The sequence below is a fragment of the Hydrococcus rivularis NIES-593 genome (genome assembly GCF_001904635.1).
Classification (GTDB): Bacteria; Cyanobacteriota; Cyanobacteriia; order Cyanobacteriales; family Microcystaceae; genus Hydrococcus; species Hydrococcus rivularis.
In genome coordinates this window covers 12,996-35,773 of the sequence record NZ_MRCB01000033.1, presented here as the reverse complement: position 1 = coordinate 35,773, position 22,778 = coordinate 12,996, and the positions used below count along the sequence as shown (strand labels likewise).

General features: G+C 44.3%; 17 protein-coding genes. 7 read left to right on the top strand and 10 right to left on the bottom strand.

Annotated features, from left to right (window positions below; genetic code table 11):
• Positions 1 to 29 precede the first annotated feature (29 nt).
• Positions 30 to 779, bottom strand: coding sequence for a peptidylprolyl isomerase (locus NIES593_RS19705; protein ID WP_073601204.1), 750 nt, complete (start codon positions 777 to 779; stop codon positions 30 to 32).
• Between the two features lie 222 nt (positions 780 to 1,001).
• Positions 1,002 to 1,496 (bottom strand): hypothetical protein, encoded by a 495-nt coding sequence (locus NIES593_RS19700; RefSeq protein ID WP_073601203.1) that lies wholly within the window; start codon positions 1,494 to 1,496, stop codon positions 1,002 to 1,004.
• Between the two features lie 458 nt (positions 1,497 to 1,954).
• Here NIES593_RS19700 and NIES593_RS19695 point away from each other — a divergent pair, with 458 nt between their 5' ends.
• The gene (locus NIES593_RS19695) at positions 1,955 to 2,209 is read left to right on the top strand and encodes a YlcI/YnfO family protein (RefSeq protein ID WP_073601202.1); all 255 of its coding nucleotides are present in this window, start codon (positions 1,955 to 1,957) and stop codon (positions 2,207 to 2,209) included.
• Positions 2,202 to 2,630: a type II toxin-antitoxin system VapC family toxin gene (locus NIES593_RS19690; RefSeq protein WP_073601201.1), complete on the top strand. Its 429-nt coding sequence runs from the start codon at positions 2,202 to 2,204 to the stop codon at positions 2,628 to 2,630. The genes NIES593_RS19695 and NIES593_RS19690 overlap by 8 nt, the downstream gene beginning before the upstream one ends.
• Positions 2,631 to 2,640: 10 nt before the next feature.
• On the opposite strand, the gene NIES593_RS19685 is transcribed toward NIES593_RS19690, so the two are convergent.
• The 8 genes from NIES593_RS19685 to NIES593_RS19655 all read right to left on the bottom strand — a co-directional run bounded on the left by NIES593_RS19685 (position 2,641) and on the right by NIES593_RS19655 (position 11,828).
• On the bottom strand, positions 2,641 to 3,138 hold the full coding sequence (locus NIES593_RS19685) for a hypothetical protein (protein WP_073601200.1): 498 nt from the start codon (positions 3,136 to 3,138) through the stop codon (positions 2,641 to 2,643).
• Complete coding sequence (locus tag NIES593_RS24340) at positions 3,131 to 3,286, bottom strand: hypothetical protein (protein WP_175561184.1); 156 nt, start codon at positions 3,284 to 3,286, stop codon at positions 3,131 to 3,133. Before NIES593_RS24340 ends, NIES593_RS19685 begins: the two co-directional genes overlap by 8 nt.
• A gap of 197 nt (positions 3,287 to 3,483) precedes the next feature.
• On the bottom strand, positions 3,484 to 5,340 hold the full coding sequence (locus tag NIES593_RS19680; protein WP_073601199.1) for an asparagine synthase-related protein: 1,857 nt from the start codon (positions 5,338 to 5,340) through the stop codon (positions 3,484 to 3,486).
• An 11-nt stretch (positions 5,341 to 5,351) separates the two neighbouring features.
• Positions 5,352 to 6,146, bottom strand: coding sequence for a lasso peptide biosynthesis B2 protein (locus tag NIES593_RS19675; protein WP_073601198.1), 795 nt, complete (start codon positions 6,144 to 6,146; stop codon positions 5,352 to 5,354).
• 208 nt (positions 6,147 to 6,354) lie between these two features.
• Entirely contained in the window at positions 6,355 to 7,389 is a 1,035-nt protein-coding gene (locus tag NIES593_RS19670) for a dynamin family protein (RefSeq protein WP_073601197.1), read from the bottom strand.
• Between the two features lie 107 nt (positions 7,390 to 7,496).
• Positions 7,497 to 8,576, bottom strand: coding sequence for a lipase family protein (locus NIES593_RS19665; protein ID WP_073601196.1), 1,080 nt, complete (start codon positions 8,574 to 8,576; stop codon positions 7,497 to 7,499).
• A 13-nt stretch (positions 8,577 to 8,589) separates the two neighbouring features.
• Complete coding sequence (locus tag NIES593_RS19660; protein WP_073601195.1) at positions 8,590 to 9,486, bottom strand: M48 family metallopeptidase; 897 nt, start codon at positions 9,484 to 9,486, stop codon at positions 8,590 to 8,592.
• A 251-nt stretch (positions 9,487 to 9,737) separates the two neighbouring features.
• Positions 9,738 to 11,828 carry a dynamin family protein gene (locus NIES593_RS19655; RefSeq protein WP_073601194.1) on the bottom strand — a complete coding sequence of 697 codons (2,091 nt, stop codon included), beginning with the start codon at positions 11,826 to 11,828 and terminating at the stop codon, positions 9,738 to 9,740.
• A 498-nt stretch (positions 11,829 to 12,326) separates the two neighbouring features.
• Here NIES593_RS19655 and NIES593_RS19650 point away from each other — a divergent pair, with 498 nt between their 5' ends.
• The 5 genes from NIES593_RS19650 (at position 12,327) to hemB (ending at position 22,601) form a co-directional block, all read left to right on the top strand.
• Complete coding sequence (locus NIES593_RS19650) at positions 12,327 to 14,054, top strand: ShlB/FhaC/HecB family hemolysin secretion/activation protein (protein ID WP_245817652.1); 1,728 nt, start codon at positions 12,327 to 12,329, stop codon at positions 14,052 to 14,054.
• Between the two features lie 285 nt (positions 14,055 to 14,339).
• Entirely contained in the window at positions 14,340 to 18,443 is a 4,104-nt protein-coding gene (locus NIES593_RS19645; protein ID WP_083602497.1) for a two-partner secretion domain-containing protein, read from the top strand.
• A 22-nt stretch (positions 18,444 to 18,465) separates the two neighbouring features.
• Positions 18,466 to 18,669, top strand: a complete 204-nt coding sequence (locus NIES593_RS25670; protein ID WP_073601193.1) for an element excision factor XisI family protein — start codon at positions 18,466 to 18,468, stop codon at positions 18,667 to 18,669.
• Between the two features lie 15 nt (positions 18,670 to 18,684).
• Complete coding sequence (locus tag NIES593_RS19635; RefSeq protein ID WP_083602495.1) at positions 18,685 to 21,483, top strand: CHAT domain-containing protein; 2,799 nt, start codon at positions 18,685 to 18,687, stop codon at positions 21,481 to 21,483.
• Between the two features lie 125 nt (positions 21,484 to 21,608).
• The gene (hemB, locus tag NIES593_RS19630; RefSeq protein ID WP_073601192.1) at positions 21,609 to 22,601 is read left to right on the top strand and encodes a porphobilinogen synthase; all 993 of its coding nucleotides are present in this window, start codon (positions 21,609 to 21,611) and stop codon (positions 22,599 to 22,601) included.
• Positions 22,602 to 22,778: the final 177 nt, after the last annotated feature.

Below are 22,778 nucleotides of genomic sequence, written 5' to 3'. Positions count from 1 at the left end.
GTTAGTTCAAACTTTGGTTGTGTTGTCCCTCAGCAATTCTGAACTCGGTCTTTCTGGATAACTTTTGCAAGGTGTTGACTAACTTGCTTTTGAATCCAGGCTTCAAATAGTTCGCCCAGCAGTTGCTGGCGCATGGGTTCGTCTAACTGAGCTGGTATTAACTTTTCTAGTCGCACAATCGCCACCCATTCTCCTAGTGCAAAGGGGAACCAAAGTTGACCGGGTTGACTCGCTGAAAGCATCTGAGCCAAAGCCGGGTGGAGAGTGTTTAGCTCGACCGGACCTACGAACCCACCAGTTTGGGCTTCTGGACCCTGAGAGTATTCTTGAGCCAAATCGGCGAAGGACTGCTCCTTTTCCTGAAGCCGGAAATAGAGTTCTTGAGCAATCCCCATATCTGTCGTCCGAAGCAGAGAGAAAATAACTTGATCGAGCTGCCTCTTGCGATGAAGGAAGTAAGATTCGAGTTTACACTCCCAGGTAGCTTGCTTAAATTTCTCAATTCTTAGTCTTCGAGCAAGTAAAGCTTCTAATTGCTCTGGAGTCATCCCATTACGCTCCAGCCAAGCTTGCTGCTCTGTTTCCAGGTGTAGGTGTTTTTTTTGATAAAGCTGTTGGCAGGCACTGGCTTTCTCTTCATCTGTACAGGTAAAAGGGATAATAGCTTGTTCAATGACGATCTCACGCAACAGTTGAGGCATTATCTGGTAATTGGTCAGTAGAGGAAGGACTTCCTCAGCGGTGATGGTTTGATTACCTACATGTAAAACCGCAGTCATACCTAAAAAGCTCCTTTGTAGTTACCTTTAACATTTCCTATGTAGGGTTGGGGCAATTCCTTTGTGGTTGCCCCAACGTTACTATCCTCCTCTCAGATCATTCGGGAATCAACCGAATCGGGTATAGAATATTTGATTTCTCTACTCTGCAAGCCAGTAAAGTTCACTTGGTAGAGGTAAGTGCCTAAATTGATGTACTCGTCCGAGGAAATTAACGGTTTCTTAGACTACCTGTACAAGTGTTCCACTGAATTGTGCCTGATATCCTCCACCGGGACCCGAAAAATCGATTGCTCCAAGTATTGAGTTATCATTTTGAGGTTGGAGTGCCATGTAGCCACTAGAGATTAAACCCGGTGTCGATAAAAGCCCCCCGCTACTAAATTGGTTCTGACCATAGCTGAGAGTTTGTGGATCTGGTCCGATGTAAACTGTGTTTGTTTGGGAATCATACGCCTCATACACTGTATCAACTGGGCTTCTTCCAAGAAGAGCATTATTGGTGACGAACGTAATAGCTCCAGTCCCTTGGGGGTTAGCAGGACCTAGCGATGGTACATCGCTAGAAAAAAGACCTACCTCCCAGAAATTCACATCATTACTAGTTCCTTGAGGATTGACGATGGAGTCGTTACTAATAACAAGCTGACCCGGACGTTGAAATCGTTGTTGATTCACAATTCCAGTGAGCGTAACATCATAAACCCAAGTAGTCATTGAAAATACCTCCAAATCTACAAAAATGAACCTCGGTGGCCAAGTTGTAAGGGATCGTTTCAGGGCCTGACAGTAGTCCCTTCCATGGTCTGTTCAACCTTTTAACTTTGACCTGATACAAGGTATCTCTCACGCAATCGCACTTATGCAGTTTTCGGTCTTAACCGGATTAACTCGTTCGGAACCCATCAATAGTTTCCTTGCTGCTAAGCCAACCCTGATAAGCTCGATTCGCTTAAAGATATCTCTCACGCGATCGCACCTATGCACAATTGACTGATAAGAGTTTTGCAATCTGTTTCCTGAACGTGCAGTCTTTAAAAACTTCAACCTCTCCGAAGCGGCGCTTCTCAAGTCACGAAGTCGCTAAAGCGCGATTAGAGAGGCAGAGCGAGCCATTGCCATCGAAAAAAGGTTACAATAAATGATATCACAAGTAAGTTACTAGATAGATCGATATGGAACGTGAAGCCGTTACCATCCGCTTTCCTGCGAAGTTAGTCCGTCAAGCCAAACAGCTAAAATATGGTGGGGAATCCTTCAATGAGCTAGTAGTAGAAGCAGTGGAGCGAGAGGTGAGACGGAGACGGGCACTCTCAGCCCATGAGAGCATTGTGGCTAGGCGGGCTGAAATTAAGGCAAAAACTGGCGTACAGCCAGATGCTACCGCACTGATTCGCGCTCTCAGAGAAGGGGAAGGGCGGCGTGAATAGAGTTTTCTGTCTAGATACCAGCGTTTTAGTGTCCTACCTCGTCCCAGACGAACACGAACCCCAGGCAGATACTCTGGTATTAGAAGCCGTTTCAGGGGCCGCCCGTTTAGTTGCTCCCGCCTTTGCTTGGGCAGAAATCGGGTCTGTCTTGCGAAAAAAAATCAGGATGGATTTGCTGACGGCAGAGCAAGCGCAAGGCTGTTATGAGGACTTTTGTAATCTCCCCATAGACTACATCAACGAGGAGTCGGTTAGAATGAGATCCTGGGAACTTGCTCTTCAGTATCAACTCCCAACCCTCTATGATGCTGCCTTTCTAGCAGTTGCCGAAAGCGAATCTGCCCAATTTTGGACAATCGATCGGGTTTTACTCAATCAACTCTCTCCCCGACCCGCTTACGTGCATGAACTAGGAGAATAAATGGCGATCGCTAAGTCTCAACGGCTTTAGTAAACAGTCCTGCTTTCTTACCCGATGTGGTAGTTCCGATGATGTAAATAGATGTCCTCCATTTGCTGGCATTCTTGCCACGAGTAATTTGGATTATTTCGCTTCTCTCTGAGTCATACTTCTCCTTTTTTCTCTCATTATTTTTATTGGATAAAAACGCTCGATCGCGATTAGAAATAAAAGTTTTACCGACAGCGCGATCGCTACCATACTGGGCAAGGATTATCTCGTCTCGCCTCAGTACTATGGAATCTATTTTTCCCGAAAAATAGTTGACAAACCAACGGATTTCTACAAGAGAATCATCCAAGATAAATGAGTGCGAACCATAACCGCAAAAGATTGGTTGATTTAAAATTTCAATTCCATTGACAATGACTCTGAATCTATCTTGAAAAAAGCCACCTGTGTTTTTGATTTCAATGACGTGAGGTCGAGTAAGTGTTATTTGCCAAATTGCCTCAAGATCGCTATACATAAATCATAAATTCTCCTGCGATCGGATCTTCACCTCTTTCTGGAGGAAAAACAGGCGATTGTTTGGCTTGATTACAACTGACTAATGCACCCATTAATACTGCTGCACAAGCAACCAGGATTGTTGGTGAATTGCGTTTTGCAAACATAATTATACTTGCACTCCATATTTAGGAATCTGTTACAAATTTACTGGTACCAGCAATCGTATCTCTGCATTCAATACAGTCTTGTTGGAAATACTGGCGAATCATTTTTATTCAGTATAGTTTCACTGAACCTCCATCATTGGATTGGGAATATGCAACAGTTTATTCCTCTAGAATTACTGTTCAAAAAACGTGACTTACAAAATCAAATTTTTAGTTTCCTTTTGCATACAGAGCCATCTGATAAGCGAAAGTGTCAAGTTTAGGCGGTGAAGCTGACGCACATGGGCACCTCCAAGTGCAGCCTCTCGGAGATAACGAATCAAGATATCTTTGTCCAGTATGCCTAAGTCATCAATGGGAGCCTGTCGGATCGTTGTCTCTAAATTCTCTAAGTTCCGAGCCAAACCGAGGTAGTAAACCTCGTTGAATTGTCCCTTGCGAGGACGATTTCTAATTTGGTCGGGAAGAATACCCTGCATGGCTTCGGCAAGAATAGGCTTCATTCTGCCAGGTTCCGGCTTGAGCTTAGCCTGAATGCCCAGACAGAAACGCAAAATGCGAACATCGAGGAAGGGATGAGCGATTGCTATGCCTTGGGGGGCTGCTACCGACCAACGAATTACATCCCCTATTCTGCTTTCAATAGAAGAAATAGCAAAGGAAAGGGCTGTCGAGTTGCAGGAGCGGTAGATGCGGCGAGCGTTCCCGATCGCATAACTCCGCAGCGCTTGGCGGCGAGTAAAACCAGGCAAGATCCAAGGCGGGATACTCCAGTCATTCTGCTTGCTCAAATTTGGATGGCTTCGGCGCAGCAAAATCTCGCTAAGACCGCGCGTCCAAGCTGGAAATAAGCTAGCAATACCAAAAGGATAAAGAATTCCCCAGGGACTACAATTGTCTGTCTGCGACCACTTGCAAGCTTCTGTCCAGGCGGCACGGAAACGCCACTGACGAAGCAAATTGGTGATGTAGAAAGGCTGGACATCCAGCATTTCATCAGCGCCAAGACCAGTAAGCATAGTATCTGCCCCGAACTTGGCGGCAGCATTTACGATCGCCCGATCCATCCCTAAGCGCCACAAAACAGCATAAGGCTCATCGTGAGGTGGCGGATTGGTAAAGCTATCAAAATCTAGCAGGTCATCGGCAGGTATCCGATGCGGCACAATGTCTTTCTCCTGTTGCAGGACAGTTTCGAGGTAAGGCATCTCCCGCGCAAGTCCGGGAAGTTGGCTATAAACAAGAGAAAGTGCGTGCAGAGGGGCTTCGCCAGCACCCGAAGCAATTAAATCGCGTGCGATTAGGGAGACGGCAGTTGAGTCCATCCCTCCAGACAAATGGGAAGCTGTTCGTCCACAAATCCGCTCTCGAATGGCTTGACCTAAGAGTTCTGCATACTGTTGGCTAATCTCTTCGAGACAATCTGTCGTTGGCTCAATCATGCGTTCCAGCCAATTCCAGTAGGTGTATCGCTCGCTCCGTCTAGTGGAAATATTTATACTGACTATCGTGCCTGCCAAGACCCGGTGAATGCCTTCATAAACACACCCTTCGGCAGATCTTTCATTAACTGGTCCAGGAATCATTAGAAACTCGGCTAGGTAATCAAGCGAGAGCTTTCGATGCGGCAGTAAATCCAGTAGAGAACTCAGACTATTACTCAAAGCGATTCTGCCGTTAGATTCCGTCCAAAACAGGGGATAGCCTCCCATCGGATCTCGAATGCCAATCAGGCGGTTTTCTTTAGCATCCCAAATGACGAGGGCAAAGTCTCCTTCCAATTGTTCCAATCCTTTGAATCCGAATTGCCAGTAAGCTGCTAGTGCTAGAGCAGCATAATTAGACTCGCATTCGCTTAAAAAATTCTTTGGCAGTCGGGAGGCTAACTTTGGGAGTAGCTCGTGTCGGTAGTAAAGCCTACCCATACAAACTGCCGAGCAATCGAATGCCTGAGAGTAGGTCACCAGGACTGGGCGATCGCTAATGCTGGGTTGAAAGAGTTGAAAATCAACCCCTTTGTCTTGTGTAACAACTGAGAATCCAATATTCATAGTTCTCTGGATTATTCGTAACACAATATCGGCGTGAAACGTTCGCACCGATCTTCGTAGTCACTTAACACTTGCGAGCCGAATTCACACCAACAATGACTTGCTAGCGGGAACAGATCGACTCCCAGAACCAGCTTTGCAGGCAAACCAGCCGAGCGAATCAGATCCCAGCAGCACAAAGCTCGCTCCTTACACCCTATATTCAAAAAGTGCTTTGCTGTTACTGCACGAACCACCTCATCAATGGTCTTTATAGTTTTCTCACTTTCTTGCCTAGATTGGAGTTCAGAAACCTTACGATAGTAACGCTGCCATACGGTTACAGTTGTAGCCCAGCCAAAAAGGGCAATGGAAATGTATCCTAGCGTCAGAAGAATCCATGCTTTTGTCCTCAATAAGCGATCGCTACAATGAGTAAAATAGAGGGCGGGAAAGAGCATAAAAAACGCCACAAATGTCTTAATATCGCTTATTAAATGCCAGCGCGAATTAGGACGACGAACCAAACCGCGTTTCTTTAAATCCTCTAAGAAACTTTTCAGGTCTTTGTGTATTTGTTGAACATCTACGCCGTACCGTAGTGCCATTCTTGACGCTGCTGAAGCAGTATCTCTCTCCAAAACTTCCTCAAGCATCTCAGTCCCAGTAGCGGAAATAGCATAGAAGTAGCCCCCCAAGTCAAGAAGCCTCGCTGTGCCATCCGAGATAAGCAGCAGAATAACATCTGGAGCTAAAATATATTGAGCCTCACAGGAGAGCGTACTTCCTAAATCAGATTTACAAATCTCTTCGATCGTAGTAACCATTTCACTGATAGTTGTTTGTTGTCTATGAATTCAGAGTCCTGATGCTGATATAAGTGTTAGCTCTTAATGAGCTAGAATTTCCTAACGCTCCCAGTAATAACCTGAGTAGCCGTCTGAGTATTTGCCATAAGAGTAACTCTGCACCAAGTCGCTTGCTTTTCCAACGACGACCAGTTGGGGTGCAAGATAGGACTGAATCGCACGATTCTTATCTGTCTGTCTTGTTGTGGAATCCGATTGGGAATATTGATTTTTCATAACAGTAAACCTCCAGATACTCTCTAGCATTTTGTAATTCTGTATTTAGTTGACAGAGAAACCTTACTCGCTCTTCTAAAATTTGTTTAACTCGATTAGCGATCGCTACAACTCTAAGTAAACGATATCTTTGAAGATCGTTTGATAGAATTGCAACAAGATTTTGCACAGCCGACTCAAGGGTTAATATACCGCTGCTAAAAGCTGTTGCTCGATCTCCTTGCTGTTTAGCTTTGAAAGCTGGTAATGCATCGACTCGATATAAGTTACTAATACCGTTAGGGAAATTACCGCGAAATTCTTCAGCAATAGAACGCGATCGCTGCATGACTTTTTTCTGGTCTTCAATCTCTAATAAGTTTAAAAAATTGACAACAAAAATAACCGTTTCAATTCCTTTATCAATTAGCCAATCTTGAAGATTGTCTACTTCGGTTAAGGTAAAAAGCTGATTAGCATCTAAAACTTGAATAATCAAATCTGCACTGAGCAGTTGACGACGAACTAAATTGTCCTGCTCTTCGCGATCGTTAGTCCCTGGAAGATCGAGCAACTCTACACCATTCTTTAATAAAGGATGAGGAAGAAAAACTTCTACAGAAGAAAGATCGGAGCGCATGATTCGCTCGCTATTTAATCTAGTAAAACGCTGAAGAATTTCTGTTCCTTTCTCATCGATCTCTGTTCCATCTGACCGAATAATTCGAGTTGTTAATTCAGTTCCATATTTAATATTAATAGCTGCCCCCGTTGTCGGAATCAGATCTGTAGGTAAGATTTTTTTCCCTAGTAAAGCATTCAGCAAAGTTGACTTACCATGATTAAAAGAACCAAATACAGCCACTCTAAAGTTTGGGCTTGATAGATGGTCGCAGACAGACTGAATATCTAGCAAAAGTTCGCTATTTTCTTCTCGATCGAGTAACCGAGAAGTTAATTTGAGACTATCTGCAAGTTTAAAGCTTTGATAGTTTTTTCTTAACATTATTAATTACTTTTCCTCCTTTTAAAAACGAGCAATTCAACGCCAACTATTAGGTATCTTGAATTTCAGATAGGCGAGACTCTTTCCTCGTGCAGTCAATACAGTTCTTATTCCTCTGCTTGATTGGCTGAATCAGATAAAGCCATAGAATTTAACACATGAGGAATTAAACCATAGTTTAATTTTTCAATATATGACAAAAGTCGATGTTCGGTGTGGAAGCAACGGATAAGAGAAATAATTAGTTGCTCAAAACTATCTATATTATTGTCTAACTGCAATTGAGAAAAAATTCCTCCTATCGTGCAAGAATTCCATAAATTCTTAGCAGCAGATCGATCTAGTTGGTAAATCTGATAATCATGATGAATTACATACTCTGGTAAAAGATATTGATACTTACAAAGAGACTCAGAAATATAGGGATGCCAACCTCCTATTAAAGAAACGAATTTGGGAATATGGGAAATCAAGTCAGCAGAGTTTCTAATCCAATATACAGAAGCATCTAAGATTAGTTCGGCGGTACTAACAGGAGGACAACCAAAAGTATAAACTTCTACTTGCTCAAACAAAGACATTCTAAAACTTTGACAACTGAGTTTATGAGCGAGTAAAGTAACCCCTGCTCCTCCTAAACTATGTCCAACTAGAATTAGTTTCTTTTGATGAGAATTGGCATCAGAAAAAATTCCTATTTTGTGTAATTGCGCCCAAATACTGTCTGCATAAGCGGCAAAGCCAGAATGAATTCCTTGAGGATTGGTATTAACTAACAGATTAATCAACCAGTCTTTAATATCTCTCGTTCCTCTGAGGACAACGAAAATTTCTTTTGGAGTAGAGGTGATATAGCCACAGCAGACAGGATAATTTTCATCAGTTAATAAACTGGAATCGTTATAGAGGAAGTCTACTGTTTTGAATTTGTATTTTGGAAAAAGTTGACCAGATGTTAACAGTTTAGTAACAGTAATAGGAATCTGTTCGTAAGCTATATAAGCAAGGCGACAAAGATAAGCCATCTCAAGCACGCGCTGACGATTAAACTTTCCATATGTTTTGAGAGAAGCTCCTACTTCTTTACCCAAGTAGGTATTAACTGTAGCTTGTGCTAGCTTTTTAGCAATGATTTTTGTTGACTGAGAGGCGAATGAAGTGGTTAGTTTATCTCTAAAGCTATTCATAATCAGTTATGGGTTATGAATTAGAAAAGAATGAAGGTTTCCAAGGGTGTTTTTGTTGCCAGAGTAGGGATTTAGAACGCCAACCCGTGTTTTCTAAAATTTTGTTATAGTCACCCGATTCAACCCATTTGAACAATTCTGCTGCCCGCATCACAGTCCAGGGATGAGTTTGCCCCATTGTGCTAATTACTTTGGCAACGAGATCGAAAGTATCGTAGTCATAATTTTGAAATTCTTTCGCTTGAGCGATAAAATCTTCTATAACTATGGAATTGAAAAATTTTTGGGGAAGTCCAGCCATTTTCATCAAAGCTGTAGTAGCTGTATTAATGTCCTGACAGACTAGCAAACCTGCCCGGTCTGCTGTTAACTCTGCCATTCTTTGCCAGTTTAATAAAGCTATCTGTACTCCTACTCCTACTGTGCTACCAATACCCAGAGTCATATCTCCAAGAATTTTTGTGAACAAAGGCATTAGATTAACCATTTGATAGTAGAGAACATGGTTGCTTTTGATATGTCCTAATTCGTGACCAATAACAAATAAAAGTTCTTCAGGAGATAGCAAATCGATACATCCTGAATTAACAACGACAATTGGGTTTTCAACTCCTGCTGTCAGAGCATTGATATCATAACTCCAGACAACATATAGATCGGGAATCTTGTCAAGTGCTAAAATCCTACAGGCTTCTTCCAGAACACTGTAAAGAGTAGGAAAATTTTTAGAGTTAATTTTTAAATAGCTTCCAGTATATTTAATCTTCAGAATTCTCTCTATGCCAAATTTATTAATTTGGCTGATTATGAAGTCCAACCCAGCAGTATCCTCAAGCAAATTTCTAGTTTCTCTGTCAAAGTTATGTTCGTAGTCTTGAGGAGCGAGTTCATAAAGCTGTTTTCTTTCCATGATTAATTTCTCCGTAATTCAAGAAGACATCAATTAACAAAAGTATTTTTGCTTCAGAAAATTTACTTGTTTAAAAGTAAATTTTTAATCAATTTCTTGCTCAATACAATCTTCTATATAGTTAGATTTACCCTGATTGTATTTTGGAAGAAAAAAGTCGGTTAGGATTAGCTTTTTTGTAGATAATCGGAGGTTAGTCTTGCAGATTTTTCACTCTTTGCCTAACCGACTTGGCTCAAAGACTCTAATACTTATATAGTTCCTTCAAGGAGCTTATCGTAGGCTGCTTCAATGCAATTCCATTGAGCAAAAATCTGACCATTAAGAGCTTTTAATCTTTCTACTTCTTTTTTGTGGTCAATTTCTCGATATTCTTTCTGAGCGAGAAGCTCATCTAGTTCCGTCTTACGAGATTGAATATCGCTGTTGATTCTTTGATTTACTTCATCCTCAAAGTTATCAAAAACCTCTTTAACGGAATTATAAACCTTCCAAGCTTGCTCCTTCGCTATTTTTGGCAGACTCTTCTTCATTTCTGCCTTAGCTGTCTTAATTAGCTGATTTCGTGCTGCTGCTAATTGAATAGGACCTACGACCATAGCAGCTAAGGCCATACCTATTGGTCCTCCTAAAAAAACACCGAAAAATTCTATAAGAATGACATTAGCGACTACAAGAGTAATAAATTGAGTAATTAGAGCTTTCCAGTTTAAGACACCCATACCTACCAGAGCAGCTCCAGCATAATTACCCAGCAATACACCAGCAGCAGTTCCAGCCCATCTTGCCCATCCTGGAGATTTATCCTCAGAGGAAACAGTAGTAGTTTCTAGCGGTTGTCCAGTCAGTTTCTCTGAGATTTTGTCTGTAATCTGACTATAAACATCTCCATATGCTTCAGCACTTTGTGCCAGTTGAGAAAAAGCTTCCTTGAGTTTTTGTTCTGCTCCTTTGCTCCAAGCCGCCATCTTATCGTTAAAGTATTGCTTAAATGCCTGTTCCAGCTTCTGTTCAAACTCTTTCCGTTTCCCAGCTTTGAGCAACTCAAAAACTTTAAGATTAGGTTGATAAGGAGCAAAATCTGTTTCTAAAGTGTTACTTAAGTTTGAGAAATAGTGATAAAAATCATCTGCTAACCCATTAGCATAATTCTCAGAAGTGGTGTGAATTTCATCTTTAAATTTATCCCGAATCTCAACTAATTGTTTAAATTGAGGTTCTACGTTTTTAATTTTCTGTCTGAGTTCTTCTACTCCTTTATCTAGTAAAGGTAAACGCCGTTCTACTGCTTCATGAACGTGCTGATAGGTTTGACGAGCTAAACCTTTGACTTTCAGCAGTTCCGCAATGATTCGCTCTTCTGTCAGAAAAGTATCTAAAGACAGAATAAACCTGTCAAACCCAGTTCCTACTAACGAACCAGGTGGTTGGTTTCTGCGTGCTTTGAGTGCTCCTAGTGAGTTAAGCTCAAACACTCTCCGTTCATAAAGATTTTTGCCATTTACTTGACAGTAGGGGGTAAGATTAGATTGAAAAACTGTCCGAATCCGCCCTTGAGCTTCCTCTATTTCCTCTTCATCATCCACTTTATTGGCAATTAAATCCCAACCGTTAATCAGGAAAAACGTCGTTAAACCTCTATCTTTAAGATAATTTTCCAGATAGCGACGTTCTTCTTTAGTACACTGTTGTGTAGCTGAGAGAACAAAGAGAATTGCGTGACAATTGTTAATATAACCCAGAGTTAAGTTGTTTCTTGCTTCGGTATCATTGAGTCCGGGACTATCGATGAATTCTACGCCGTTTTTTAAAATGTCTAAGGGATACTCAACTACTGCATAATTAACATCTGGAAACGCTTGTTTTCCTTCTTCTTCTAATCTTTTCGCTTCGTCAGGAGGGATGGTATAGCGCTGTTTGAAAGTCAGGAAATCAAGGGTTTCAGGTGATTTACTATCATTGAAATGAATAGTAACCTGTTTATCGTTACCATAGCGAACAATGGTGAGAACGGCTGTGCAAGGGTTAACATCTGCGGGTAAGACTTTTTCCCCAATCAAAGCATTTAAAAAGGTACTTTTTCCCCGCTTCATGTCTCCTAAGACAAGTAGTCGGAATAATCCTTGGCGTAAATTTTCGCTAACGTTATTAAGGTCGGCAATATCCTGCTCAAGCCCTAAACGACCAGAAGCTTTTTCTCCTTCAGCTTCAGATGTAACTAGGGTTTGTGTCATTTGACTTAGGTATTCAGCAAATTCCTGACGTGCTCTTTTGGCTTTTTCTACGTCACTGATAAATCTGTCTGCTTCATTATGATGCGTCTGTTCAACTGAAGTAACCATGACTAATTCAATTGTAATTGGATAGAAAATTTTTTTAGTTGGCTCAGTTTTTATGACTGAAGCCTGGATTCGAGCTAACGTATATCTGAGACGATCGCACCTATGCAGTTTTTTAGGTCTTAACCGGATTAACTTATTCGGAATCGATCGATGATTTCCTCGCTGCTAAGCCAACCCTGATAAGTTAGACTCGCTTAAAGGTATCTCTCACGCGATCGCACCTATGCACAATTGACTGACAAGAGTTTTGCAATCTGTTTCCTGAATGTGCGGCGCTTCGCCAGTCATGGAGTTACTAAAGCGCGATCGGATATCGATCGGATACTGTTTGAGGGTTTAGACGTTAACAGGCGATCGCTCCGTTTGACAAAAGAATTTTTAGGGCTTATCTCATGATAAAAAGAAGATACTCTCTTTTAAGACTTTAATAAAATAAGTTCAGTGTTATGTAGGATTTTTCAGCAAAATCGGTTTATCATACCAGTCCTCCTAACAGTTGTGGGAAGTGTTGTCCAAGCAGCAGCTTCCCCTGCCAATATCTCTATCCCAAAGAGTAAAACGGTAGATACTTACCAGCCAGATCTAACCGACAACGAATATTTATCTCAACTTCCCAACCCAATTCCTCCCAAAACTCCCGAACCGCCAACCGAACTGCCAACCGAACCCGAAAAGCCCCGCCTCGAAACTCCACCCACACAGCCAATGCCTTCACCGCTTGAGGAAATTCCTGGCAAGATTCGGGTTGAACGATTTGAGTTTGTCGGCAATACAGCCTTCAGTGATGAAGAATTAAGCGAGGCAGTTGAACCTTTTACTGGAAAGGAAATAACCTTTGCCGAACTGATCCAAGCAGAAGAAGCCGTGACCAATCTCTACATCCAGGCAGGTTACATTAATTCTGGTGCGGTCATCGAAGCGAGTCAAGCTTTCCTCCCAGAAAAAGCAGTAGTGACAATTACGATTATTGAAGGAGGCATCGAAGATATCCAAATCACGGGAACTAGACGGCTGAATCCCGACTACGTGCGCGATCGCTTGGCAGTTGCCACCTCTAAGCCCCTCAATCAAAACCGCCTGCTGGAAGCGCTGCAACTATTGCAACTCGACCCACTGATTGAAAGCATTTCGGCTGAATTATCGGCTGGGGTGCGTCCAGATTCGAGTTTACTTGAAGTTCAAGTCGCAGAGGCAGATTATTTTACCCTCGCCCCCTTTGCCGATAACGGACGCAATCCCAGTGTAGGCAGCTTTCGACGAGGCGCTCGCCTCACGGTAGGAAATTTAGCAGGCTTTGGGGATAGTCTCGATGCCAGTCTCTCCAACACTGATGGAAGTACCGCCTTAGATCTCAGCTATACCATTCCCATCAATCCTTATAACGGTACGATTAGACTGGCAGGGGGATTGAGCGACAATGAGGTAATCGATCGCCAGTTTGAGCGTTTAGACATTACTGGAGACTATCACTACTACGAACTAACGCTGCGCCAGCCATTGTTTCAATCTCCTAGCGAAGAATTCGCCTTGGGGTTGACCCTCTCTCGACAGGAAAGCCAAAACTTTATTTTGGGCGAGGGCTTTCCTCTTTCTCCGGGGGCTAACAACCAGGGAGAAATTCGCATCTCAGCGATTCGGTTTTTCCAGGACTGGGTTAAACGCAATCCGCAAGAAGTGTTTGCTCTTCGCTCCCAATTTAGTCTAGGTGTTGGGGCATTTGATGCGACGGTCAATGGAGAGGGACTTCCCGATAGCCGTTTTTTCGCTTGGCGAGGGCAAGGGCAGTACGTGCGATTGCTTGCACCGGACACCTTGTTGGTCGTTCGTTCCGATCTCCAGCTAGCAACTGACCCCCTTTTAACGCTAGAGCAAATTTCTATTGGAGGCTTGGGAACTGTCCGAGGCTATCGGCAGGATTTACTGCTGACGGATAATGGCTTTCTAGCTAGCGTTGAAGCGCGACTGCCTATTGTACGAGTCTCGGAAGTAGAAGGAGTGTTGCAGATCGTGCCGTTTGTGGATTTTGGGGTCGGCTGGAATAATGGCGATTTTCCCGACCCAGATCCGAATGCGCTCGTGGGTGTCGGTCTTGGTTTGCAGTGGCAAATGGGGGACGATTTCAGCGCCCGTTTGGATTGGGGGATTCCTCTAGTTGATGTGGATATTGAGAAGAGAACTTGGAACGACAACGGGCTGTATTTTAGCCTAAATCTCAATTTATTTTAAATTGTGAATTTTGAATTGTCAATTCTAAAAAGATATATCATAAATTTATCCTTAATTAACTCATAATTTATTTAACAAATTTTAGTTTTTTAAACACTGTAACCAAGGCGATCGCTAGCTAATTTCTGGTTCAATCCTGCTTGGTTAAGAGAAATTGTCGACTGGGTTGACGTAGAGAAATCTAACACCTCTATAGGTTGTTTGGTTCGCGAGCAGCTTAACCCAAGTTACTCATTTTTTACAGCAATTACCAAATCAAGCGATCAAAAAATTTCATCAAGAAAAATGGTACAGAGATTGGAATCTACTGTAGCGGCTAATCTATTGGCTGGTGACAGACAAGGGTGGCGAAAATCACTCTTGTTAGCTCTTCCACTGATTAGCCGTATTACCTTATGTTCTCCTGCGGCGGCGCAGATCGTTCCTGATGGTACTCTTGGGGCAGAAAGTTCTACTGTCAGGCAAGACAATATTAACGGTCTTCCCAGCGACGCGATCGAAGGGGGAGCAATTAGGGGAGCGAACCTTTTCCACAGTTTTCAAGATTTCAATATAGAGGAAGGCAGGGGCGCTTATTTTGCCAATCCCGCAGCCATTGAAAACATTCTCACTCGCGTTACAGGTGGTAATCCCTCTAATATTCTGGGAACATTGGGAGTTTTAGGAAATGCGAATCTATTCCTGATCAATCCCAATGGGATTCTTTTTGGACCTAACGCTCGGTTGGACGTGCGTGGTTCTTTTGTGGCTTCTACAGCCGATAGTCTTTTATTTGATAATGGCTTTGATTTTAGCGCCGCTAATCCCCAAGCACCACCCCTGTTGACAGTGAATATTCCTATTGGCTTGCGATTTAGAGAGAAGGCAGGGAGTATTGGCGTGCAAGGCTCTAGCCTGCAAGTACAGCTAGGGAAAACGTTAGCGCTAGTAGGCGGCGATGTGAGCTTGGATGGGGGGCTTTTGCTGGCTCCGGGTGGGCAAGTAGAATTGGGGGGACTAACCGGAATGGGGATAGTAGGGCTGAATGGTGACGGTAGCCTGAGTTTTCCTGATGGTATAGCGCGAGCAGATGTATCACTCACCAATGAAGCTTTTGTTGATGTGACCGCTGGGAGTGGCGGTAGTATTGCGATCGATGCCCAAGATATAGATGTTTTGGGAGGCAGTGTCCTCCTTACTGGGATAGGGGCAGGTTTGGGGTCAGTTGGCAGTCAGGCGGGAGATATTACACTCAATGCTACAGGGACAACGACAGTTGCAAATAACAGCTTTATCCTGAACTATGCAGACTCTGGGACTCTGGGCAATGCAGGAGACGTGACTATCGAGACTGGACGCTTGAGTGTCAGCGATGGGTCTCAAGTAGCAGCTCTTACTTTTGGTAAAGGGGATGCGGGAAATCTAATAGTTCGTGCCTCTGAAGTGGAACTGATTGGTACCTCAGCAGATAAACGGTTCTCCAGCGGCTTATTTGCTCAAACTCAAGGCACCGGAGCCGCTGGAAATATAACGATTGACACAGGAAAGTTGATTGTCCGGGATGGGGCAGTGGTATCATCTAATACTTTTAGCGAAGGTCTTGGGGGAACTTTGACTGTGACTGCCTCTGAGTCGGTGGAACTGAGGGGAACAAAAGCAGATGGTCTGCTTAGTGGCTTGTTTTCTGGTACCTCTGATGCTGGGACTGCTGGAAACTTGATGATTACGACCGAGCAGTTGAGTGTCAGTGGCGATGGTGCCCGCGTGTTGAATTCTACTTCTGGTGCAGGCGATGCTGGAAATTTGACGATTGCAACTGAGACGCTGATTATCCAGGATGGGGGACAGGTACTGACACTCACTACTGGCAAGGGGAAGGCAGGAAACGTGACTGCGATCGCCTCTGAGTCGGTGGAACTGAGGGGAAACGCACCTGATAGTCGGTTCCCCACCCTTTTGGGTGCTCAAGTCGCGAAAGAAGGTGAGGGAAATGCGGGCAATATGACTATCGAAACGGGACGGTTAACTATCAGAGATGGTGCGCAAGTAAATAATTCTACTTTTGGTGTAGGAGATGCTGGAAATCTAATAATTCGCGCTTCTGAAGTGGAAGTGATTGGAGAATCAGCAGATGGTCGGTTTGACAGCGGCATACATGCTCAAGTTGAAATAGGGGCTGAGGGAAATGCAAAAGATATACTCATTGAAGCAGGACGATTAACCCTCAGAGATGGTGGACAAGTGTCGGCTGCCACTTTTGGCGTAGGGGATGGCGGAAACTTAACTGTTCGTGCTTCTGAAGTAGAGCTAATTGGCACGGCGGCAATTGGTCGGTTTCCTAGTCGTTTACGAGTTCGGGTCGAGCCAGGAGGCGAGGGAAATGCGGGAAACTTGACCATTGAAACGGAACGGCTGATTGTCAGAGATGGTGCAGATGTGACGGCAGATACTGCTGGTAAGGGAAATGCTGGGAACTTGCTCATACGAGCGAGGGACTCAGTGGAAGTCATAGGTGCTTCAGCATTTGGATCGCCCAGTCTCTTAACTACTGCTGTCAGACGAGGGTCCATTGGAGATGCCGGAGACTTGAGGATTAAAACCGGAAGGTTGATCGTCCGGGATGGTGGAGGGGTATCGACTGCCACATTTGGTCGTGGGAATGCTGGTAATCTTGTCATTCAAGCCCGCGATACAGTCTCGGTCGATGGTGGTAAAGGTGTTGAAGCTGGAAACTTTGGTGAAAACAATTTAGGTGTCACGGTGGAAAAAGGAGCTATAGGTAATGGGGGTGACCTGATAATTGAGGCAGGCTCGCTTTTGACCATTAATGGCGCTCGATTGAGTGCCAGCACTGCTGGAGAAGGCAACTCAGGCAATATAATTATTCGAGCCCGTGATACTGTCTCCTTTGATGAAAGTTTTGCCTTCAGTGCAGTCGATCCCGGAGCTGTAGGCAATGGCGGGAGTATTGAGATCCAGACGGGCTCACTCTCTGTTACGAAGGGCTCTCGACTAGTTGCTGCTACATTTGGTCGTGGAGATGCTGGTAATGTGATCGTCCGAGCGCGTGATACCGTCTCTTTTGACGGAGAAGGGAGAAGCGGCTCTATCAGATTTACCAGTGGTGCTTTTAGCAATGTGCGAGCCGAAGCCATAGGCGACGGTGGAAATGTGGATATCCAAACAAGCTCACTCTCTGTTACGAATGGTGCTGAACTGGCTGCTACCACATTTGGTCGTGGGAATGCTGGTAATATTCGGGTAAGGGCAGATGAAAATGTATTTCTCTCCAACAACAGCTCGATTTCCACTGTCATAGGAACTGAAGGCGTTGCCAATCAACCAAGCAACATTGACATTCAAACCAGACAACTTTCCTTAACCGACGGCTCTCAAATTACCGCCAGTACCGCAGGACAAGGAGATGCGGGCAAAATTACCATCACTGCTAATACTTTTGAAGCCACAGGCGGTAGCCGAATTCAAACCAATACCGCTAGCAGTGGAAAAGCTGGAGATATTACTCTCAATCTTCGAGACCGTCTTAACCTAAGCGCCAGTTCCATAGAAGCCAGCACCGCTTCTGGCTCTACAGGCGACGGCGGTAATATTTTTATCGATCCCAACCAAGTTAATCTCACTGACGGGGCAAAAATCAGCGTCAATAGCCAGGGACAGGGTAATGGTGGGAGCATCTTCCTCACCGCAGACAATCTAACCCTCGACAAGAGTTCGGAAATCTCCGCCGCTACTGCTAGTCGAGAAGGCGGTAATATCACCCTGCAAATCTCAGATCTCTTGCGTCTGCGAAACAACAGTCCTATCTCGGCAACCGCAGGCGGAACGGGAAATGGGGGCAATATCGCCATTAATACCGACTTCCTAGTCGCCAGCGATAATAGCGATATAACCGCCAATGCCTTTGCTGGCAGGGGGGGCAACATCAGGATAACGGCTCAAGGAATCTTTCTCACTCCTGACAGTCAAATTACCGCTAGTTCTCAACTTGGAGTAGAGGGAGTCGTAGAAATCAACACTCCTGAAACTGACCCCAGCCAAGGATTAGTGGACTTGCCGGAAACCGTCGTCGATCCCAACCAGCTCATTGCCCAGAACGCCTGTAAAAAGGGAGCGCAAAGCGAATTTACTATCACCGGACGGGGCGGTTTGCCCTCGACTCCCGAACAAGTCCAAACCAGCGATGAAGTGGGAGTTGGTTTGGTCGAACCAGCCGAAGAATCGGCAGCTACTGTAACCTCGCCGTCTATCTCGACTGCTGCCAAAGAGATCGTACCAGCCCAAGGGTGGGTGCGCAACGAAAAAGGCGAAGTGGTTCTCGTTGCCTACAACCCGGCTAGGACAGGAATTCAACGTCAGGAGCGAAATTCAGCCACCTGCCAGCCGCGCTGACAACCTTCTTTCAACTCAGTAATTGTTTGTAATACTGAAGTTTATTGTCGATCGAAATAACAGCCATTATCGTTTAATAACGATGGGATGGGAAGGAAAAAGAAGAGTACACAGCTGTTTCGTTCATCTTGAAATAATCGACGACAAAATTTGGATACAACGCGAAAGAATTAATTCGTTTCTCAAAAAGACAATTATCTTTAACAGAAATGAGTTTTTTGATTGACAAGGGATAGAAAAAGTGTTAAGAAAAAAGCCAAGATTTGGCGAGAAATTACAGCAACTTTTGGCAAGTAGGAATTGGTTTTTGGCAGTCAAAAGGCTCTACAAAAAGCGATCGCTAATTCTAGCCGCTTTATTATTTGTCCTTTCGATCGCAGTTCCTCCGGTAGTTGCCCAGGTTTCTCTTTCAACCCCGATTGCCCAAACTCAACCCGATACCTCGTCCCTGGTAAAACAAGGCAATCGACTCTACAATTTAGGACAGTTTGAGGAAGCAGCACAGATTTGGCAACAGGCGGCTGATGCTTTTGCTGCCCAAGGGAATCGCCTCAATCAAGCGATGGCTTTAAGTAATCTCTCCCTAACTTATCAGCAACTGAGCGACTGGGAGAGGGCGAAAGAAGCGATCGCAAACAGCCTCAACATTTTACAAACTTTAGAAAAGACCCAAGAACAACAGCGCATCCTCGCTCAAACCCTCGATATTCAAGGACAGCTACAACAGAAGATCGGGCGATCGCAAGCTGCCCTGGAGACTTGGCAACAAGCTGTCGATCTCTATGCAAACATTGGCGGTAGCAACGGCGAAACGATAAGCCAGATTAACCAAGCCCAAGCGATGCAAGATTTGGGGCTTTATCCGAGAGCTTGCAAGACTTTGCTGAAAACTTTGGAGCTTGACGAGCAAGAATGTCAGATATCAGATACACAGATTGAGACTCTCAAACAAGAACTGCTCGAGGCTCAACCTAGCGAGATCCGAGAAGCTAAAGCTAGAGGATTGCGTAGTTTAGGCAATGTTCTTCGCGTCATTGGCAGTCTTAAACAGTCCCAACAAGTTCTGCTCTCAAGTTTAGAAATCGCCCAAAGTTGGAACTCGCCCCAGGATGAGAGTAAAGCTTGGCTTAATTTAGGCAATACCGAGCGAGCGTTAGCAAAAAGAGCACAAGAGTTACAAGACACAAAACAGGCTAGCACTTACGCTGAAAACGCCTTAGCTAATTATCAAAAAGCCGCCGTCTCACCGACCATTAAGATTCAGGCTCAACTCAATCAACTGGAGCTATTGATAGAGAAGGCACGATGGCAAGAGGCACAAGAGTTATCGTCCCAAATCCAGGAGTTGCTTGCCGAGTTCCCCGTCAGTCGGGGGGCTATTTACGTCAAGATTAACTTGGCTAGGAATCTAGTTTGTCTTATCCAGAAGAATCCCTATTGCCTGAGACAGCAAGAATCGGAAGAGCGGTCTTCATCTTCTCCTTTAGACGAGCAATCCTACTTAGAAGTCATCCAGCTATTACAAACTGCGGTTGAAGAGGCTAAAAAACTCGACGATAAGCGATCGCAGTCCTATGCTGTCGGTCTTCTAGGTCAGCTGTACGAGAATCTCGGAGAAAGAGAAAAGGCTAAAGAGTACACCGAGCAAGCTTTAAAAGAAGCATGGCAGAGTCAGGCATCAGATCTGATCTATCAGTGGCAATGGCAGTTAGGACGCTTACTCGCAGCTCAGGGAAAGCTCAAAGAGGCGATCGCAGCTTACCGCCAAGCCGTTAAAACGTTGCAGTCCTTACGCAACGATCTTGTTGCCATCAATCCAGAAATTCAGTTTACCTTTCGCGAAAGCGTAGAACCCGTCTATCGGGAGTACGTGGGATTGCTCTTGCAGCCTCAAGGGACTGCCCAAGCTAGTCAGGAAAATTTAAAGCAAGCCCGCGAAGCGATTGATTCCCTTCAGTTAGCAGAATTAGAGAATTTCTTTCAGCTTATCTGTCTCGATGCTCAGCCAGTCGTAATTGACCAAGTCACTGACAAAAACGACCCGACAGCAGCAATTATCTATCCGATTCTCTTGACAGACCGATTTGAGATAATTCTCAAATTGCCCCAGCAGCCAGCCCTGCGCCACTATACGACACCGATTGACGCTCGCCAAAAAGTCGAAAGAATTCTAGAGCGCTTGGCTCAATCGCTGACACAGCGCAACAGCCAAGAAACTTTACCCCTTGCTCAACAGGTATATGACTGGCTGCTTCGCGATGTTTCCAAAGACTTGACTAGCAACGTCAAAACCTTGGTGTTCGTACTGGATAGTCCCTTACGGAATATCCCAATGGCCGTTCTCCACGATGGACAAAAGTATCTCGTAGAAAAGTATGGCATTGCCCTAACCCCAGGCTTGCAACTGCTAGATCCCCAACCTTTAGAACGGGGAGAGTTAAGAGCGCTAGCTGCCGGACTGACTGAAGCGCGCGGGCGCTTCCCCGCACTAAAATACGTCGCCGATGAACTCGCTCAAGTTCGGTCTCGGGTATCTAGTAGCGTGGAACTTTTCAATCGGGAGTTTACGAACGCAGCTTTTCAAAACCAAATTAACGCACTTCCTTTCCCTGTAGTTCACCTGGCGACTCACGGACAGTTCAGTTCTCAAGCTGAAGCGACGTTCATTCTCACCTGGGATGGACAGCTCGATGTTAACCAGCTCAATGACTTACTACGCTCCCGCGATCCCAGTAGGACCGATCCCATTGAATTACTTGTCCTTAGTGCTTGCGAGACATTGACTGGAGACAAAAAAGCCGCTTTGGGACTGGCTGGAGTTGCCGTGCGGGCTGGGGCACGCAGTACGCTCGCCACCTTATGGAGTGTCAATGATGAAGCCACTGCCTTCCTGATGGGTCAGTTCTATGAAGCTCTGAAAAATCCTACCGTGACTAAAGCAGAAGCACTTCGTCGCGCCCAACTGGCTCTTTTGGAGAATTCCAAGTTCGATCGCCCGCATTTCTGGGCACCTTACGTTCTTGTGGGCAATTGGCTGTAGTGAGTGGTAGTTACGGCACAATGAGTTATTGCGGTTGGGCGATCGCGCTCTACGAAATTGGATTTTTTATAAAAACGATTATCATTATAATAAAATCATTCCAATCGTTCTCTACAGGAATATTGATGTCTTCATTGAACCTCCCTTCTCTTCTACATCGTCCGCGCCGCCTGCGTCGCACTGAATCTATCCGTCGCCTGGTACGAGAAAACGAACTGACGGTTAACGATTTAATTTATCCAGTCTTCGTTATGGAAGGAGAAAACATCAAACAAGAAATTCCTTCTATGCCGGATTGCTACCGCTATTCTCTCGATTTACTTCTCAAAGAACTAGCAGATACCTATAATTTGGGAATCAAGGCGATCGCGCTTTTTCCCCTCATTGCAGAAGCAAAAAAAGATAATACAGGTACGGAAAGTTATAATCCAGATGGATTGGTACAGCGAACGGTAAAAACAATTAAGCGAGAAATTCCCGATCTCGTCGTTATTACCGATGTTGCCCTCGATCCATTTTCGCCCTACGGTCACGATGGCATCGTTGAAGATGGCAAAATTTTGAACGATGAAACTGTAGAAGTGTTAGTAAAAATGGCACTTTCCCAAGCAGAAGCGGGAGCCGATTTTGTTGCGCCTTCCGATATGATGGATGGGAGAATCGGCGCAATTCGCAAAGCTTTAGATGCAGAAGGCTACATTAATGTAGGAATTTTGGCATATTCTGCTAAATATGCCTCAGCTTATTACGGCCCGTTCCGCGATGCTTTAGAATCAGCCCCAAAATTTGGCGATAAAAAAACATATCAAATGGATGCCGCTAATAGTAGGGAAGCAATTAAAGAAGTAGCCCTAGATATAGCTGAAGGTGCAGATATTGTCATGGTAAAACCAGCTTTAGCTTATTTAGATATCATTCGCCGCCTGCGCGACTATACTAATTTACCCGTAGCTGCCTACAATGTCAGTGGCGAGTACGCCATGATTAAAGCGGCTGCTGGATACGGTTGGATAGATGAGAAAAAAGTAATTTTAGAAACCCTTACCAGTATGAAACGAGCAGGAGCCGATCTCATTTTGACGTATTTTGCCAAAGAAGTGGCATTGATGTTGCGTTGAATGCCGCACCGGAATGATTTTTAACAATTTAGAAACTGACAAATTTTTGTTAAAATTTTTGTTAAAAATTAATATTCTTAGGGTTTTCTTTTAGATTTAAAATCTAAAAATAAGCCTAATTAATCTCATTTTTAAAGTTATTATGCCCCCGGACAGGATTGATATTTGACAGCAAAA

What these genes read in the sequence shown, in the direction of transcription:
- NIES593_RS19675 (WP_073601198.1), bottom strand. Translation starts at nt 6,146, where the DNA reads ATGGTTACTACGATCGAAGAGATTTGTAAATCTGATTTAGGAAGTACG.
- NIES593_RS19685 (WP_073601200.1), bottom strand. Translation starts at nt 3,138, where the DNA reads ATGTATAGCGATCTTGAGGCAATTTGGCAAATAACACTTACTCGACCT.
- NIES593_RS19655 (WP_073601194.1), bottom strand. Translation starts at nt 11,828, where the DNA reads ATGGTTACTTCAGTTGAACAGACGCATCATAATGAAGCAGACAGATTT.
- NIES593_RS19665 (WP_073601196.1), bottom strand. Translation starts at nt 8,576, where the DNA reads ATGAATAGCTTTAGAGATAAACTAACCACTTCATTCGCCTCTCAGTCA.
- hemB (WP_073601192.1), top strand. Translation starts at nt 21,609, where the DNA reads ATGTCTTCATTGAACCTCCCTTCTCTTCTACATCGTCCGCGCCGCCTG.
- NIES593_RS19670 (WP_073601197.1), bottom strand. Translation starts at nt 7,389, where the DNA reads ATGTTAAGAAAAAACTATCAAAGCTTTAAACTTGCAGATAGTCTCAAA.
- NIES593_RS24340 (WP_175561184.1), bottom strand. Translation starts at nt 3,286, where the DNA reads ATGTTTGCAAAACGCAATTCACCAACAATCCTGGTTGCTTGTGCAGCA.
- NIES593_RS19645 (WP_083602497.1), top strand. Translation starts at nt 14,340, where the DNA reads ATGGTACAGAGATTGGAATCTACTGTAGCGGCTAATCTATTGGCTGGT.
- NIES593_RS19695 (WP_073601202.1), top strand. Translation starts at nt 1,955, where the DNA reads ATGGAACGTGAAGCCGTTACCATCCGCTTTCCTGCGAAGTTAGTCCGT.
- NIES593_RS19680 (WP_073601199.1), bottom strand. Translation starts at nt 5,340, where the DNA reads ATGAATATTGGATTCTCAGTTGTTACACAAGACAAAGGGGTTGATTTT.
- NIES593_RS19705 (WP_073601204.1), bottom strand. Translation starts at nt 779, where the DNA reads ATGACTGCGGTTTTACATGTAGGTAATCAAACCATCACCGCTGAGGAA.
- NIES593_RS19660 (WP_073601195.1), bottom strand. Translation starts at nt 9,486, where the DNA reads ATGGAAAGAAAACAGCTTTATGAACTCGCTCCTCAAGACTACGAACAT.
- NIES593_RS19700 (WP_073601203.1), bottom strand. Translation starts at nt 1,496, where the DNA reads ATGACTACTTGGGTTTATGATGTTACGCTCACTGGAATTGTGAATCAA.